Origin of the sequence: Curtobacterium sp. NPDC087080, assembly GCF_044745105.1 — a bacterium.
In the GTDB taxonomy this organism is placed as follows: Bacteria; Actinomycetota; Actinomycetes; order Actinomycetales; family Microbacteriaceae; genus Curtobacterium.
This window is the reverse complement of record NZ_JBIUZP010000001.1, coordinates 492,192-507,551: the sequence shown is the minus strand read 5'-3', so window position 1 is coordinate 507,551 and position 15,360 is coordinate 492,192. Positions and strand designations below refer to the sequence as shown.

15 protein-coding genes are annotated in these 15,360 nt (G+C 70.2%); 8 read left to right on the top strand and 7 right to left on the bottom strand.

Translation table 11 applies throughout. The features are described 5' to 3' along the window. Window positions 1-131 precede the first annotated feature (131 nt). From ACIPEQ_RS02360 to ACIPEQ_RS02350, 3 genes are all read right to left on the bottom strand, one after another. Window positions 132-1,064 (bottom strand): acetamidase/formamidase family protein, encoded by a 933-nt coding sequence (locus ACIPEQ_RS02360; RefSeq protein WP_402713821.1) that lies wholly within the window; start codon window positions 1,062-1,064, stop codon window positions 132-134. After that, window positions 1,061-2,509, bottom strand: coding sequence for an APC family permease (locus tag ACIPEQ_RS02355; protein WP_354027161.1), 1,449 nt, complete (start codon window positions 2,507-2,509; stop codon window positions 1,061-1,063). Before ACIPEQ_RS02355 ends, ACIPEQ_RS02360 begins: the two co-directional genes overlap by 4 nt. A gap of 170 nt (window positions 2,510-2,679) precedes the next feature. Further along, window positions 2,680-3,609, bottom strand: a complete 930-nt coding sequence (locus ACIPEQ_RS02350) for a proline iminopeptidase-family hydrolase (RefSeq protein ID WP_402713819.1) — start codon at window positions 3,607-3,609, stop codon at window positions 2,680-2,682. Window positions 3,610-3,693: 84 nt separating this feature from the next. Here ACIPEQ_RS02350 and ACIPEQ_RS02345 point away from each other — a divergent pair, with 84 nt between their 5' ends. Further along, window positions 3,694-4,425: a FadR/GntR family transcriptional regulator gene (locus tag ACIPEQ_RS02345; protein ID WP_402713818.1), complete on the top strand. Its 732-nt coding sequence runs from the start codon at window positions 3,694-3,696 to the stop codon at window positions 4,423-4,425. A 204-nt stretch (window positions 4,426-4,629) separates the two neighbouring features. Continuing rightward, window positions 4,630-5,727 (top strand): type I restriction endonuclease, encoded by a 1,098-nt coding sequence (locus tag ACIPEQ_RS02340; RefSeq protein WP_402713817.1) that lies wholly within the window; start codon window positions 4,630-4,632, stop codon window positions 5,725-5,727. A 57-nt stretch (window positions 5,728-5,784) separates the two neighbouring features. Here ACIPEQ_RS02340 and ACIPEQ_RS02335 read toward each other — a convergent pair whose 3' ends face one another. Continuing rightward, a complete protein-coding gene (locus ACIPEQ_RS02335; protein ID WP_402713816.1) occupies window positions 5,785-7,365 on the bottom strand; it encodes a Na+/H+ antiporter in 1,581 nt (526 codons plus the stop codon). 148 nt (window positions 7,366-7,513) lie between these two features. Between ACIPEQ_RS02335 and ACIPEQ_RS02330 the strand changes: the two genes are divergently transcribed. The 3 genes from ACIPEQ_RS02330 to ACIPEQ_RS02320 all read left to right on the top strand — a co-directional run bounded on the left by ACIPEQ_RS02330 (window position 7,514) and on the right by ACIPEQ_RS02320 (window position 9,383). Continuing rightward, window positions 7,514-8,005 carry a helix-turn-helix domain-containing protein gene (locus ACIPEQ_RS02330; protein WP_250366873.1) on the top strand — a complete coding sequence of 164 codons (492 nt, stop codon included), beginning with the start codon at window positions 7,514-7,516 and terminating at the stop codon, window positions 8,003-8,005. Between the two features lie 3 nt (window positions 8,006-8,008). Next, on the top strand, window positions 8,009-8,557 hold the full coding sequence (locus ACIPEQ_RS02325) for a PIN domain-containing protein (RefSeq protein ID WP_402713813.1): 549 nt from the start codon (window positions 8,009-8,011) through the stop codon (window positions 8,555-8,557). A gap of 94 nt (window positions 8,558-8,651) precedes the next feature. After that, on the top strand, window positions 8,652-9,383 hold the full coding sequence (locus tag ACIPEQ_RS02320; RefSeq protein WP_402713811.1) for a hypothetical protein: 732 nt from the start codon (window positions 8,652-8,654) through the stop codon (window positions 9,381-9,383). A gap of 37 nt (window positions 9,384-9,420) precedes the next feature. On the opposite strand, the gene ACIPEQ_RS02315 is transcribed toward ACIPEQ_RS02320, so the two are convergent. The 3 genes from ACIPEQ_RS02315 to ACIPEQ_RS02305 form a co-directional block, all read right to left on the bottom strand. Next, window positions 9,421-10,077, bottom strand: coding sequence for a DUF1345 domain-containing protein (locus ACIPEQ_RS02315; protein ID WP_402713809.1), 657 nt, complete (start codon window positions 10,075-10,077; stop codon window positions 9,421-9,423). Window positions 10,078-10,171: 94 nt separating this feature from the next. After that, a complete protein-coding gene (locus ACIPEQ_RS02310; protein ID WP_402713807.1) occupies window positions 10,172-11,299 on the bottom strand; it encodes a DUF475 domain-containing protein in 1,128 nt (375 codons plus the stop codon). Window positions 11,300-11,463: 164 nt separating this feature from the next. Next, window positions 11,464-13,041 (bottom strand): helix-turn-helix domain-containing protein, encoded by a 1,578-nt coding sequence (locus tag ACIPEQ_RS02305; RefSeq protein ID WP_402713806.1) that lies wholly within the window; start codon window positions 13,039-13,041, stop codon window positions 11,464-11,466. Between the two features lie 234 nt (window positions 13,042-13,275). On the opposite strand from ACIPEQ_RS02305, the gene ACIPEQ_RS02300 reads away from it, so the two are divergent. From ACIPEQ_RS02300 to ACIPEQ_RS02290, 3 genes are read left to right on the top strand one after another with little or no spacing between them, the layout of a single operon-like run. Next, on the top strand, window positions 13,276-13,560 hold the full coding sequence (locus ACIPEQ_RS02300; RefSeq protein WP_126891864.1) for a flagellar FlbD family protein: 285 nt from the start codon (window positions 13,276-13,278) through the stop codon (window positions 13,558-13,560). Between the two features lies 1 nt (window position 13,561). Continuing rightward, window positions 13,562-14,377, top strand: a complete 816-nt coding sequence (locus ACIPEQ_RS02295; protein ID WP_250366880.1) for a motility protein A — start codon at window positions 13,562-13,564, stop codon at window positions 14,375-14,377. 2 nt (window positions 14,378-14,379) lie between these two features. Continuing rightward, window positions 14,380-15,312, top strand: a complete 933-nt coding sequence (locus ACIPEQ_RS02290; protein ID WP_402713804.1) for a flagellar motor protein MotB — start codon at window positions 14,380-14,382, stop codon at window positions 15,310-15,312. Window positions 15,313-15,360: the final 48 nt, after the last annotated feature.

Here is a 15,360-nt window from a genome sequence, read left to right as displayed (position 1 = left end):
GTCCGTCCGGAACCCTCCGCACAACCGGAATCAGCTCGCGCCACGGAGATCCGTGGCGCGAGCTGCTCTGCGTTGCGCGGCAGCACCGCGCACCGCGCGCTGCCGCCGCACACAGGCCCGTGCACGGTCCGCTACAGGACCGCCTTCGGCACCCGGTGCAGCGTCACCGCCCCGACCGCCGCGAACGGGTGCAGCGGGTCCGGGTCACCGGACCCGGTCGGCCCGCCGAGCTTCGAGTCGCCGACCGCGCTGAGCACGGCGTAGGCGTCCTCGGCGGTGAACCCGTGGTCCTCGACCAGGAAGGAGAACGCGTCCTCGTACCCGCGCCGCACGCTCTCCTGCACCGGGTCGCCGAGCCCGACGAAGAGCCACTCGTCGTCGGTCTCGATGCGCGGTGCACGGAGGGGCCGCTCGCCCTGCACGAGGTCGACGGAGACGATCGCGGTGCCCTGCGCCTCGATCGCGACGAACGACGACTCGCCCTCGGCCATGATCGCGTGGATGTCCCCGATCGACAGCAGGGCACCCGGTACCCGCACCGGCAGGTACACGGTCGAGCCCGGTCGGGCCTCGGTGACGTCCATGTTCCCGCCCTCGGCGTACGCGGGCATGATCGTCGAGTTCGTCCCCGACGCCGGCGCGACGCCGATGCACCCGATCATCGGACGGACCGGGAACGCGTGCCGGTCGGTGACGTGCACGACGCCGTCCTCGATGGGGCAGCGGCGGGCGAAGACGCCCTCGGGCATGACGTGCTGGAGTGCGCCGGACCCGGGCAGCGACACCGACCAGCCGTGGGTCGTCAGCTCGATGTCGTGGATGTGCACCGCCAGGGTGTCGCCGGGCTCGGCGCCCTCGACCCAGACCGGGCCGGTGACGGGGTTGATCGGTGCCTGCAGCTGCGCGAGGTCGTGGTGCTCGTCGAGCTCGGCGTAGACCGCGTCCGTGGTCTCGAAGCCGATCGTCTCGCCGGTACCCGGGGTGATGCGGAGCACGGGCTCGCGGTCGGCGGAGAACCCGGGGCGTCCGAAGCTGTTCGGCAGGTGGTGGTCGGGGATGATCATCGCTGGCCCTTCTCGGTCGTGGTGGTGTCGAGGCCGCCGACGGACCCCTCGCCCAGTGTGCCGGGCTCCTCGGACCCCACCTCGGTCGAGCGGCCGGTCCGGCGGTAGTACAGGAACACCGCGGCGCCGACGACGAGCCAGACGATCCCGCCGACCTTCGCCTCGACGGCGGCGTTGAGCAGGACGTACCCGATGATCAGGAAGCCGATGAGCGGCACGACGAGGTGCAGCAGCCAGTTCCGCGACCTCCCCCTCACCACGTGGTGCACGAACACCGACACGTGCAGGAGCATGAAGCCGAACAGTGCACCGAAGTTCACCAGGGACGAGATCGTGTCGATCTGTCCGACGAAGAACAGCACGAGGATCGCGGAGAGCACCGAGACGACGATGATCGCGTTCTGCGGGACCAGCCGGCCGTTGAGCTTGTGCAGGAACGCGGGCAGCTGCCGGTCGCGGCTCATCGAGAAGAGCAGGCGGCTCGTCGCGGCCTGTGCGGCCATGGCGTTCGCGATGCCGACGGCGAGCACGTTGACGGCGAAGAACGCGGTCGCCCAGCCGCTCGACGACGCCTGCTCGACGATGGTGAAGAACGCGTTCCCGGCCTCGCCCTCGGGGAACGAGTCACGACCGCCCGCCAGCGCCGACGCGAGCCACGTCTGCAGCACGAACAGGAACGCGACGATGACGAGCGCCAGGACCATCGCGAGCCCGGCTCCGCCACGACGGCCGGTGGACTCCTCGGACAGGGTGGAGATGCCGTCGAACCCGAGGAAGCTCAGCACGGCGATCGACAGCGCCGAGGCGATCAGCGGCGCTGAGACCTTCGACGGGTCCCACACCTGGTCGGTGCTGAACGAGGCGCCGGGCACGGTCCCACCGGTGAGCGCGACGATCGCGATGACGACGAAGATCGCGACGAACACGAGCTCGATGAGCAGGAAGATGCGGTTCGCCAGCTTCAGCGACGAGACACCGAGCAGGTTGATGACGGTGTTGATCGCGACGAACACGAGCGCCCACAGCCAGCGGGGCGTACCGGGGAAGATGCCGACCATGCTCTCGGCCGCGAACACGTAGAGCAGCGTCGGGACGAGCAGGTAGTCGAGCAGGATCGCCCACCCGGCGAAGAAGCCGGCGGTGGGGTGGATCCCGCGGCCGACGTAGGAGAACACGCTGCCGGCGAGGGGGATCGACTTCGCCATCTGCGCGTACGCGAGCGCGGTGAAGATCATCGCGACGAGGCCGACCAGGTAGACGAGCGGCACCATGCCGCTCGACGCGTTGTAGACGGTGCCGAAGATCGCCCACGGGGCGATCGGCACCATGAAGACGAGCCCGTAGACGAGCAGGTCGGTGGTGGACACGGAGCGCTTGAGCTCCTGCTTGTAGCCGTAGGCCTCGAGCTGCTGCTGCGCGGAGAGCTCGCTGTGCTGCTGCGACATCGTGGTTCCGTTCGGGGAGACGGTGCGTGGGAGGGGGATGACGGACGGGAGGCGCGTGGCGGGGTGGGCGCGCCGGTCCGGTCCGGTGGGGTGTCGGACGGGAGGCGCGTGGTGGGGGTGAGGACGCGCCTCCCGTCCGACGGGTGGTCGGCCTGGTGGGCCGGGCCTGGTCAGCCCGTGGGCTGGTCGCTGGGTGCGTGGTCGTCGTGCTCGGCGAGGAACGCCGCGACCACGCGGCGGAACTCCTCGGGCTGCTCCAGGTGCGAGCAGTGGCTCGCCCTGGGGAAGACGTGCTGGCGGACGTCGGCGATGCGCTCGACGAAGGGCTGCCAGGTGGCGGGTGTCGCTTCGTCGTGCTCACCGGCGACGACGAGGGTCGGGACGGACACGCGGTCGAGCCGGTCGATCACGGTCCAGTCGCGCATCGTGCCGATGACGTGGAACTCGTTCGGCCCGTTCATCGTGTGGTAGACCGTCGGCTCGGCTTCCATCTGGGCCTCGGAGTCGACGAAGTCCTGCGGCATCGGTACGACGCGGCAGACGTGGCGCTCGTAGAACACCTGCGTGGCGGCGAGGTACTCGGGGTCGTCGACGGTGCCGGCCTCCTCGTGCCGGGTGAGGGCGTCCTGCACGTCCTCGGGCAGCTGTGCGCGGAGCTCGGCGGCGCCGTCGACCCAGAGCTGCATCGACGCGGGGGAGTTGCAGATCGCGAGGGAGCGCAGGTGCTCCGGCTGCCGCACGGCGATCTCGGAGCCGAGCATCCCGCCCCACGACTGGCCGAGGACGTGGTGGTCGCCGAGGCCGAGGTGGGCGACGAGGGCGGTGTACTCGTCCACGAAGAGCTGCGGGGTCCAGTGCTCCGACGGTGCGTCGGGACGGTGGGAGCTGCGGCCGCAGCCGAACTGGTCGTGGTGCACGACGGTGCGACCGGTCTCGTCGGCGAGGGCCGCGAGGTTCCGGAGGTAGTCGTGCGCCATGCCAGGACCGCCGTGCAGGACCACGAGGGGGAGCGCGCCGGGGGTCTGGGCGTCGGGTTCGGTGACGCGGTACCAGGTCTCGCCGTCCTGGAACGGCATCGTGCCTTCGGTGATGCGGGACATGACGCACAGCATGGACCCGGCAAAGGTTCCCTGCAATACCTTTTCTCGTCCTTTAACGTGGACGAAACGCAAGGAGGGGGCGGAGTGCCAGATCGCGCGACGGAGACCCGTGTCGACGAGGTCGAGGACCGGCTCGTCACGGCCGTAGCCGTCGGCGAGTACCTGCCCGCTTCACGGCTCCCACCTGAGCGGGAGCTCGCCGTGCTCCTCGGGGTCGGACGCGTCACCGTCCGCGCGGCCCTCGCCCGCCTGGTCGACCGGGGCCTGCTCGAGACCCGCCGGGGCCGCGGCGGCGGCACCTTCGTCCGCTCGCAGTGGCCGGACTCCTCCTCCGACGCCGTCGGCCGGACGCTGCTCGCCCGGTGGGCCGGCATCCGCGACACCACCGACGCGATCGCCCTGCTGCACGGCGCCCTCGCCACCGCAGCAGCGGAACGGATCACCGAGGACGAACGCGCGACGCTGCGCGCCCGGCTCGAGGACTTCCGCGCCGCGGCGTCCGGGCTCGAGAAGCAGCAGGCGGACGCGGTGCTGCACCGCACGATCATCGACGCGGCCGGCAACGCGGTGCTCGCCACGGCGCTCGCCGACCTCGAGTCGCAGGTGTCCATCGCGGCGCCCGCGCACCTGTGGGGCACCGCCGAGGGCATGGCCGAGATGGAGGAGCGCGCGCTGCTGGAGCACGAGGGGCTCGTCGAGGCCGTGTGTGCGGGCCGACCGGTCGATGCCGGGGTGCTGGCACGCCGGCACGTCGGCATCGACCTCGAGCTGCTCGAGCGGGCGATGCTACGGGCAGGGCAGGTCCCGACCGGTTGACGCCTGTCGCAACGGAACCGCGAAGGATCGTCTCCGCAGCCGCCTGGTTCGGCAGGGCGGCTTGGAGACGGCGCCGGAAGCGCGGTGCTGATCTCCGGTCCTCGGTCGTCATATCTGCCCGTTACTTGTCCCCAGGACAGGGGGACCGGCGGTCCACTCGAAGGACGATTGCTCAATTACGCTGAGATCGACCGAGGAGGAACAGTGGAGTTCGAAGAACGTCTTGCAGCGCTCGCGACCAAGGTGCAGAACCAGCGAGAAGCCATCCAGACCGAGGAAGCGACGAAGAACGCGTTCGTGATGCCGTTCATCTCGACCATCCTCGGTTACGACGTGTTCAACCCGCTCGAGGTGGTACCCGAGTTCACGGCCGATGTCGGAGTGAAGCGTGGTGAGAAGGTCGACTACGCGATCATGCGCGACGGTGAGGTGCAGATCCTCATTGAGTGCAAGAAGTCGACTGAACCACTGAGGATCGAGCACGCTTCGCAACTGTTCCGCTACTTCTCCGTCACCAATGCGCGGATCGCTGTCCTGACGAACGGGGAGGTCTACAACTTCTTCACCGACCTCGACGCACCCAACAAGATGGACGATCGTCCCTTCCTCGTGCTCGATCTCGCGGACATCGATGAAACACTCCTGCCGGAACTGCGCAAGCTGACGAAGGACGTCTTCGATCTCGATTCGGTCATCAGCGCGGCGGAGGAGCTGAAGTACGTCGGCTCGATCAAGCGGGCGATCGCCGGTCAGTTCCGAGAGCCCGACGAGGACTTCGTTCGCCTCTTCACCTCACGTGTGTACGAGGGGCGGTTCACGCAGGAAGCGCGAACGCAGTTCACCTCCCTCGTTTCGAAGGCCTCGAAGCAGTTCCTCAACGAGCAGGTGAACGACCGCCTGAAGACCGCTCTCGGCGCGTCCTACAGTGCGCCGCTCCAACCTGAGGCGCCGGTTGCTGCGATGACGAGTGCGGCCGTTGCAGAGGACGACCTCGATCGCGACACGGAGATCGAGACCACGCTCGAGGAGCTCGAGGGGTACCAGATCGTGAAGGCGATCGCCTGCAGCGAGGTCAAGCCTGATCGCATCGCGCATCGGGACCAGAAGTCGTACTTCGCCGTGCTCCTGGACGACAACAACCGCAAGCCGATTGCGCGCCTCTGGTTCAACGGCAAGAAGCAGAAGTACCTCGGGCTCTTCGACGAAGACAAGGTGGAGACCAAGCACGCCATCGACGGCATGGACGGCATCTACGAGCACGCGGAGGCGATCCGGGCGACGGTGCGTCACTACGGAAGCTGACTCGGGCGCTTCGTCGTTGCGCTCGTCGGCGGTGACGGAAGTAATCCCAGGGCGGACTCAGGCCGGCGTCGACCCCTCCAGCCGCGCCTCCTCGGCGTCGTAGCCCGCGCGGACCTGCCGGAGCACCACGTCGTCGATCTCGTCGTCGTCCCGCAGCCGCAGCAGGGTGGCGGCCTTGTGCCGCACCAGGGCGAGCTCGAGCGCGACCGTCGCGTCGTGGCGTTGCAGGGTCGGGTGGTCCTCGTCCTCCTCCTCGCGAGCCTGAATGACGTCGAGGTGGGCTTCGAGGTCGCGCCGGACACGGTCCACCGTCGCCCGGTCGGCTCCGGCCTTGCGTGCCAGGCGGGGGAGTGCGTCGAGGGCCTCCTCGACCGCGGTCCGCTCTGCGTACCGGCGCTCCTCGCCGACGGACTCGTCCTCGGGGAGCGCCGCGCGACGCAGGACGGCGGGGAGCACGAGGGCCTGGCCGACGATGGTCACGACGACGACGCCGGCGGTCACGAAGACGATGAGGTCGCGGTCGGGGAAGGCGCCGCCCGACTCGAGCGTGCGCGGGACAGCGACGGCCATCGCCAGGGAGACCGCTCCGCGGAAGCCGGCGAAGCCGCTCACGAGCCGGTCGCGCCGGCCCTCGCGGGGCTCGCCGCCGAACCGCCGGGTGACGAGCCAGACCGTGCCGCCGATCGTGCCCTCGAAGGCGAAGCGGACGAGCACGAGCACCACGGAGACCGCGAGCACGAGGCCGACCCCGGTCCAGAGCTCACGGGCGTCGAGAGCGCGGGCGGCGACCATCGCCTCGATGCCGACGAGCACGAACAGCGCACCGTTCAGCAAGTACGTGAGGAAGGACCAGAACGCACGGACCTGCTGCCGGGTCTCCGCCCGGTCGAGCTTCGGCGCCACCTGGCTCACGACGATGCCCGCGGCGACGACGGCGAGCACCCCGGACGCGCCGATCGCCTCGGCACCGAGGAAGGCCGCGAACGGCACGAGCAGCGTCACGAGGTTCTCGAGCACGACCGTGTCCACCCGTCGGAGGACGAGCGAGCCGAGCCATGCGGCGAGCAGCCCCGCCGCGACCCCGCCGACGTACGACAGCACGAGCATGCCGGAGACGTTCCAGAACGTGAGCTCCTGGGTGCCGACGGTGACGGCGACCGCGATGCCGTAGACCACCAGGGTCGTGCCGTCGTTGACGAGGCTCTCCGCACGCAGCACCGTGACGTTGCGGCGGGGCAGCATCTTCGTGAGCACCCCCACGGCAGTGGCGTCGGTGGGTGCGACCGCGGCGCCGAGCACCCAGGCCGGACCCCACGGCATGCCGAGCAGGTGCAGGAGCGTGGCGACGACACCGGCGGTCACCACGACGAGCAGCGTGCCCATGAGGACGATGCCGCGCAGGTTCTTCCGGATCTCACGGAGCGAGGTGGTCAGGCTCTCCCAGTAGAGCAGCGCGGGGAGGAACAGCAGCAGCACCGCGTCGGCGGGCAGCTCGACCCGTCCGAAGGTGGGGACGAACGCGAGCAGCGCGCCGATGACGAGCAGGAGCACTGGCGGCGCGATCCTGATCCGGTCGGCGACGGCAGCCGTCACGGCGATGGCGAGCCCGAGGGCCACCACCAGTTCTGGACCGAGCACGTGTCTCCTCGCGGTTCGTCGGACGCGTCAGTCAACGCCGCGGGTACTGCGAGTCCTTCCCGATCCGCGTCCTGTGGCCGGTTGGTCAGCGTTCACCGATCACCGCCTCGATCTGCACCCTTTCGGATCTTGCGGATACGATCGGTCCATGGCGATCTCGACCTCACCCCGCACCCGGAACGCCGGAGCCCGAACGTACCTGCCGACCGATGACTCGAGGGATGACCTCGTGGACTTCGCGCGGCTCCTCCACGAGCGTTCGGCGGAGCCGCACAAGGGCGCTGCGTTGCGTGCTCCCGACGGATCGGAACGCCCGATCCCGGAGGAGCTCTTCGCTATCCTCGAGCAGGTCGCGGACGCTCTCGCCAACGGGAGCGGTGTCACGGTCGCCCCCAACGACATGCAGATGACCACGCAGCAGGCTGCCGACTTCCTCGGCGTCTCGAGGCCGACGTTGATCAAGTACCTCGAGGACGGCACGATCCCCTTCGACAAGCGCGGTCGTCATCGCAGGGTCCTCCTCCGCGACGTCGTGACGTTTCAGGAGGAGTTCCGCGTCAGCCGACGGGCTGCTCTCAGGGAGATGGCTCGCGGGACGCAAGCGCTGGAGCGACAGCAAGCGGCCTCAGCCGGAGCGTGACCGATGGCGTTCCCCGCCTTCTTCGACGCGTGCACCCTCTACGGCATCCGGCTGACCGACCTGGTGCTCCGCCTCGCGGACGCGGGGGCGTTTCGAGCGCTGTGGTCCCACGAGGTCCTCGAGGAGGTTCGGAGGAACGTCGTCGGCGCAGGCGTCGACCCGTCGCGGATCGGTAGCCGGATCAGTGCCATGCAGCGGTTCTTCCCGGACGCGACGGTGACCGGGTACGAAGCACTCACAGCGGCGATGACGTGCGATCCGAAGGACCGCCACGTCCTGGCTGCCGCCGTCCGCGCGAAGGCCGACGTACTCGTGACATTCAACGTCCGCGACTTCCCCGAGGCCTCCCTCGCGCCTTTCGACGTCGAGGTCGTGCACCCGGACGACTTCCTGCTCGACCAGCTCGACCTGTTCCCCGGCGTCGTGACGAGGGTCCTGCTCGAGTTGACCGAGGACTACGACGACCCACCGCTCACGATCGACGACGTGCTGGAAGATCTCCGCCGCGCTGGCGTGCCGCGCTTCGCGTCGGATGTCCGTCGGTACCTGTGAGCCTGATTCGTCCTGCCCGGCCCCTTCTCGTCGGGAGCGGCTAGCCTGCTCCGGTGTGGGGGATCGGATCGGCGTCGTTGACGCACGGAGCACGATGAGTCGGGCACGCCGCCGACGGATCGGCGCCGCGCTCGTGGCCACCGCAGCCGTCGTCCTGCTGGCCGGCTGCGTCGGTCAGCCGCACAGCGGCGTGCGCGGCTCCTCGTCCGCTCCGGACCGGAACGCTCCGGACGTCCAGCACCGCGGCCCGGCTCCGACTGCCGTGCACCTCGAGGACGGCGTGGAGGTCTGGGACCTCACCGGACCCCCGAGCGTCGAGGCCTTCGGTGTCGACACGGACGGTGCCGCGACGTTGCGCAACGCGGTCGCCGCCTACAGCTCCGCCGAGGACCGGCCCGCTCGGTTCGTCCTGCCGGGCGACCGGGTCGTGGACCTGTCGGTCGGCGAGGTCATCGTCACCGTCGACGACCACCCGGACGGACTCACGGACTCCTCCGGAGACGTCATCACACCAGCCGGTCGGTCGTTCGTCCTGCAGGTCGAGGGATCGAAGACGTCGGGTGCGGAGGCGGGTGTCGCGGCGTACCGGGACGCACTCGGCGCTGCCGGCCTGCCGACCGGCGGTGCGGACGAGTTGCAGGAGGCGGTGGACTCGGTCCCGTCGATCGATCCGACGGAGACGAGCGAGCGGCTGGGCGCGAGCACCGACGTGCCGGTGCCGGAAGGGACGTCCGCGGCGTTGAGCTCCCGGTTCCGCCCGTCGGACACGACACTCACCTTCCGGCTGCAGTTCTTCGTGTCCTGGGCGCCGGTGCCGATCCCCTGAACCGCTCGTGGGGACGGATGCACCCTGGGAGCCCGACTCAGCTCCCCAGCCCCGCGACCAGGTTGATCACGCTGGCGATGACCACCGTGCCGAAGAAGAACGACAGGAGCGCGTGTCGCAGGGTGGTCGCTCGGATGGTGCTCGACGTGATCGTGGTGTCCGACACCTGGTAGGTCATGCCGACCGTGACGGCGAAGTACGCGAAGTCCGTGTACCGCGGTGGTTCCGGCTGGTTGAAGTCCACCCCGCCGGGCGTCCCGCTGTAGTAGAGCTCGGCGTACCGCAGCGTGAAGAGCGTCTGCACGAGCAGCCAGGACAGCAGGACGCTCACGACACCGAGGGCGGCGGCCAGGTCCTGCGCCGTACCGTGCAGCCCGCGTGCGGTGCTCAGCACGACGAGGATCGCGACGACGCTCGCTCCGGAGGCACCGACGAGCAGCAGGTCCGACGTCGTCCGCTGCGGATCCTCGCGAGCAGCCCACCGCGCCGTGCGGTCGGCGTCGGCGCGGAGCAGCGGGAACGCGGTGACGACGTAGACGGCACACGCGGCGGCCCAGCCGACCGAGGCAGCCCAGCGGGGCCCGGCGGTCAGCGCCGTGACGACCGCGACGACGACGCCGACCGCGACCATCAGCACGAGGCGGTGACGGTAGCGGCGGGACCGACCCGTCCGCGGGTCCAGGGGTGCGCTCATGCCGCTCAGCATGCTGACCGGAACCGTCAGTGCGCCCCGGACACCGGGCACCCGCGCTGAGCGTGCACGCAGGGCGCCACGGAGTGCGATCGCGTCAGCCGGCCAGCGTCCGCCGGCGGAACCGTCGTGCCCACGCCCGCCACGGCAGCGAGCTGGCCAGCGCGAGACCGATCACGACGGTGCCGAACCAGGCCACGACCGTCCCGGGGACCGGGACGAGCAGGCTGGTCCAGAGGAGGACCGCGAGGACCCCCAGGACGTACGCGGCCCCTGCCTTCAGGTACCGGAGGCGCTTGAGCGTCGCCGCCTGGTCCAGGTGCGAGGTCGTCCGGGCGAGGAAGACTGCGCCGACGGCGATGGCAGCGACCGCGAGTGCGGCCTGCTCGAGCGCACCGAGTCCGTCGGCACCGAGCAGACCCGATCCCGACAGGCTGTACACGCCGTCCAGGATCTCGAACAGCATGAAGACCACGAGGCCGCGCTCGAAGACCACCGTCGAGGCGTAGGCGTAGGCGTGGACGCGCCACGCGCCGCGCGTCCCGACCGACCCGGTGTCCGTGCCGTCCACGCCGCGCAGCGCCCACCGCGCGATCCGCTTGGACACGAGGTACGCGCCGACGCCGGCCGCGCCACCGACGGCGACCGGCAGCACCGCGTCAGGGGTCCACGCGTCGTGCCGCCCGACCAGGACGGTCGTGACGAGCACACCGGTCGCAGCGGTGACCACGGACCAGGCGCGCGGCCGCGCGACCCGGGCGAGCCGTGCCTCCAGAGCGCCCAGCCAGGACCGCCGTGACAGGCGGTCGGTGTTGAACAGGTACTCGGCGAACACCGACCAGATGAAGGCTGCGCCGAAGGCGGCCAGCGCGGGCCGGACCTCGGCGAGGTGTGCCGAGAAGGACCCCGGGGCGAAGACGGCCTCGTCGACGGCTGACGCGGGGTCCGTCGCTCCGCCGACGGCGACGGCCGCAGGTGGCAGGACCAGGCGCATCGCGAGCACACCGGCGACGATGCCGATCGACAGGAAGAGCCGTCGCGCCGGGGAGTGCAGGCGCCCTGCGATGCCCGCCATCGGGACCGACGAGTCGGCGGCCATGGCGATCTCGAGCAGGGCGAGCGCACCGAAGGCCAGAGCGGCTGCCGGGCCGAGTGCGACCCATGCGACGGTCGCGGCCGCCACGGTGAGGACGAGGGGGACGGTCAGGAGCAATCTCGTGGCCATGTCCCCATGCAGCACCTGGCGTCTGGATCGCGGGTCCGTTCCGTCTGGCAGACGCCCTGGAGGCTCCGGTGCGTTCTCCGCGACGGGTGACGGCCCGTCCCCACTTGCGGGGACGGGCCGTCGGGTGCGGTGACCGGAGGGGTCGCCGAGGTGGCGCTGTGGGCTCAGTCGTGGAACGTCTCGATGGACGCACCGAGCGAGTTGAGGCGCTCCTGCAGCTGCTCGTACCCACGGGCGATGATGCCCACGTTGCGCAGGACGCTCTCACCCTTCGCCGCGAGCATCGCCAGCAGGATGACGACGGCGGGTCGCAGTGCCGGCGGGCAGCTGACCTCGGCACCCGAGAAGTGCGTCGGACCGGTGACGTCGAGGCGGTGCGGGTCGCGCAGGGTCACGCTCGCACCGAGGCGGGTCAGGTCGAGCAGGTGGATCGCCCGACCTTCGTACACCCAGTCGTGCACGAGCGTGGTGCCCTCGGCCATCGCGGCGATGACGACGAAGAACGGCAGGTTGTCGATGTTCAGGCCGGGGAACGGCATCGCGTGGATCTTGTCGATCGGTGCGTGCAGCTCGGACGGGTGCACCGTGATGTCCACGAGGCGGGTCCGACCGTTCGCGGCGGCGTACTCCTCGCTGACGTTGAAGCGCAGGCCCATCTCGGCCAGGGTCGCGAGCTCGATCTCGAGGAACTCGATCGGCGCACGGGTCACCGTGAGGGTGGACTCGGTGACGATGCCGGCGGTCAGCAGGCTCATCGCCTCGACCGGGTCCTCGCTCGGCCAGTAGTCGACGACCTCGTCGATCCGGCTCTTCCCGGTGATGCGGAGCGTCGTCGAGCCGATGCCCTCGACCTGCACCCCGAGGAGCTCGAGGAAGAAGCAGAGGTCCTGCACCATGTAGTTCGGGCTGGCGTTCCGGATCGTCGTCACGCCGTCACGAGCGGCGGCGGCGAGGATCGCGTTCTCGGTGACGGTGTCGCCGCGCTCGGTCAGCACGACGGACTTCGTGGGCACCTCGGTGTTCGCCACGTCCACCTCGTACCACCCGGAGGTCGCCTCGACGTCGACCCCGAACGGGCGGAGCGCGATGAGGTGCGGCTCCACCGTGCGGGTCCCGAGGTCACAGCCGCCGGCGTAGGGCAGACGGAACGAGCCGTAGCGGCCGCTGAGCGGACCGAGGAACATGAGCACGCTGCGGGTGCGCCGCGCCGCGTCGGCGTCGATCGCGTCGAGGTGCAGGTCCGACGGTGCGACGATCTCGAGCACCTCGCCGTCCCCGGACCACGTGACGGTCGCGCCGAGGCTGCGGAGCACGTCGATGATGCGGTCGACCTCGACGATGCGGGCGACCTTGTGGAGACGGGTGACACCGCGGTTCAGCAGCGACGCGCAGAGCAGTGCGACCGCGGCGTTCTTGCTCGAGTTCACCGCGATGGAGCCGCTGAGCTTCCGACCGCCCTGCACGCGCAGGTGCGCGCGCTGCGGGGCACCGCCGATGGAGACGATCTGCTGGTCGAGGGCGTCGCTGATGCGCGTCAGCATCTCGAGCGACAGGTTCTGGCCGCCCTGCTCGATGCGGTTGATCGCGCTCTGGCTCGTCCCGACGCGTTCGGCGAGCTGGGACTGGGTCATGCTGCGGCCCTTGCGGGCGCCCCGGATCAGGGCGCCGACCTCGCGCAGCGGAGCGGCGGGCGAGGTGCCGGCCGGCTCGGCGGGCGTGACGACGGTGGTGGTGTCGGACATGGACGTCACGGTAACACGCTCATGAGATAAAAACGGGCACGAATCCCGGCGTTCTCGCAGGATCAGATCGGGAATAACTCGTCCATGAGAAGTTGCGCGACGGGTGTCTTCCCGCAGTGGACGTCGCGCTAACGCCGCTCGGCCGACCGCCGATAGGCACCGCTGCACACCCACGGACGGGTCTGCATCCCGCCCCACGGACGGCGGCGGGACGATCGAGAACCAGGACGGGCCATGATCGTCGTCACACGACTCAACGGCAGCGCATTCGCTGTCAACCCCGACCTCGTGGAGCGCATCCAGGAGACGCCGGACACGACGCTCATCATGGTCGACGGCGCCAAGTACATCGTGCGCGAGTCCATGGCCGACGTCATCGGCCTGGTCGCCGCCTACCGTGCGCGGATCGTCGGCATGGCCTACGGCACCGACACCGCGACGAACGCGACCGGCCCGCAGCCCACCCTCGCTCCGGTCGCACCGCTCGTCGCCGCCAGTCGCCGGGACGGGGGTCGCTGACGTGGACATCGCAACGATCGTCGGGATCCTCCTCGCGTTCGGCGCCCTGTTCGGCATGGCGCAGATGGAGCACGTCGAGATGGCGGGCCTCTTCCTGCCCGCGCCGATGCTCCTCGTCTTCGTCGCCACCATCGGCTGCGGCGTCGCGAGCACGACCATGAAGGACGCCCTCGCCGCGTTCAAGACCGTCCCGAAGGCGTTCACCGGCAAGGTGACCCCGCCGCAGACCGTCATCGACGACGTCGTCGGGCTCGCCGAGACCGCTCGGGCCAACGGCCTGCTGGCGCTCGAGCAGGAGGCCGACAAGCACGACGACCCGTTCATGAAGAAGGCCCTGCAGAACATCGCGGACGGCACCGACGGCGACGAGCTCCGGATCCTGCTCGAGGACGAGATCGAGTCGAACGCCGCACCGATGCGGAGCGCCAGCGCGTTCTTCATGGGTCTGGGCGGCTTCGCCCCGACGGTCGGCATCATCGGCACGGTCGTCTCGCTGACCCACGTCCTGGCGAACCTCGGCAAGCCCGACGAGCTCGGCCCGCTCATCGCGAGTGCGTTCGTCGCGACGCTCTGGGGCCTGCTCACCGCGAACTTCCTCTGGCTGCCGTTCGGCGGCAAGCTCCGCAAGCTCGCGCAGCTCGAGGCCGACCGGCAGACCCTGCTGATGGAGGGACTGCTCGCGGTGCAGGCCGGCAGTCAGCCCCGACTGCTCGGTGAGCGCCTCACCGCGATGGTGCCGCCCGCCGCGCGCGGTGCCGGTGGCAAGGGCGGCAAGGCCGCGAAGGCCACCGCCGACGACCAGCAGCTGGCGGCCTGACCGTGAGCGCGAACCCCCGCGGGCGCGGGCGCGGTCGGAAGAAGGGCGGCCACGACGAGGCCGAGCACCCCGACGAGCGCTGGATGGCGTCGTACATGGACATGATCACGGTGCTCATGTGCATGTTCCTCGTGCTCTTCGCCATGTCGTCGGTGGACCAGGAGAAGTACATCGCGCTGAAGAACTCGCTCGCGACGGGCTTCGGCGAGGTCAAGTCCGAGAAGGTCGACACCGCGTCCGGCACGATCGTGTCGAAGTCCGAGGTGACGAAGGACGGCAAGGGGTACGCGACGGACAAGTCCGACGCCGACCACTCGACCGCCGCGTCCGGCGCCGACGACACGAACGTCGACCCGGCGTCGACGGCGGTGCCGCCCGTGGCGACGAAGGCCGACCTGGCGGCGGCGCAGCGGGAGCTCGACGACCTCAAGGCGATCGAGGCGGCCATCCAGGGCAACCTCGACCAGGCGGGGGAGTCGTCGAAGGTGCAGTTCGCGGTCGACGACCGTGGTCTGACCGTGCGACTCGTCGGCAGCGAGACCTACTTCGCGACGAACAGCGCCGACCTGTCCGACCAGGCCCGCCGGATCATGGACGCCATCGCCCCGGTCCTGAGGACCAGCGGGCACGACGTCAGCGTCGAGGGCCACGCCGACCAGCGGAACTCCACCGCCCCCTACGCGACCAACTGGGAGCTCAGTGCCGCCCGCGCCACCGGGGTGCTCCGCGACCTGGTCGAGCGCGGCGGGATGCCGGCGGACCACGTGCAGAGCGTCGGGTTCGGCTCGAGCCGCCCGCTCGCCAAGGGCGCCAGCGATGCGGACAACACGCTGAACCGACGGGTCGACATCGTGGTGCTGTCGAACGAGGACCAGGACGTCAGCGAGCTGATGCCCGCCCTCGCGACGGCACAGGACGGAGCACGCCAGGGCTAGACCCCCAGCGCCCCAGAACGGGGCACAGCGCTGACGCCTGCCCGTCGT

Bases quoted from the DNA above. Each gene is read 5' to 3' on its own strand.
- ACIPEQ_RS02355 (WP_354027161.1), bottom strand. From the start codon at position 2,509: ATGTCGCAGCAGCACAGCGAGCTCTCCGCGCAGCAGCAGCTCGAGGCC.
- ACIPEQ_RS02360 (WP_402713821.1), bottom strand. From the start codon at position 1,064: ATGATCATCCCCGACCACCACCTGCCGAACAGCTTCGGACGCCCCGGG.
- ACIPEQ_RS02320 (WP_402713811.1), top strand. From the start codon at position 8,652: ATGAGTCGGGCACGCCGCCGACGGATCGGCGCCGCGCTCGTGGCCACC.
- ACIPEQ_RS02305 (WP_402713806.1), bottom strand. From the start codon at position 13,041: ATGTCCGACACCACCACCGTCGTCACGCCCGCCGAGCCGGCCGGCACC.
- ACIPEQ_RS02315 (WP_402713809.1), bottom strand. From the start codon at position 10,077: ATGAGCGCACCCCTGGACCCGCGGACGGGTCGGTCCCGCCGCTACCGT.
- ACIPEQ_RS02330 (WP_250366873.1), top strand. From the start codon at position 7,514: ATGGCGATCTCGACCTCACCCCGCACCCGGAACGCCGGAGCCCGAACG.
- ACIPEQ_RS02300 (WP_126891864.1), top strand. From the start codon at position 13,276: ATGATCGTCGTCACACGACTCAACGGCAGCGCATTCGCTGTCAACCCC.
- ACIPEQ_RS02350 (WP_402713819.1), bottom strand. From the start codon at position 3,609: ATGTCCCGCATCACCGAAGGCACGATGCCGTTCCAGGACGGCGAGACC.
- ACIPEQ_RS02310 (WP_402713807.1), bottom strand. From the start codon at position 11,299: ATGGCCACGAGATTGCTCCTGACCGTCCCCCTCGTCCTCACCGTGGCG.
- ACIPEQ_RS02325 (WP_402713813.1), top strand. From the start codon at position 8,009: ATGGCGTTCCCCGCCTTCTTCGACGCGTGCACCCTCTACGGCATCCGG.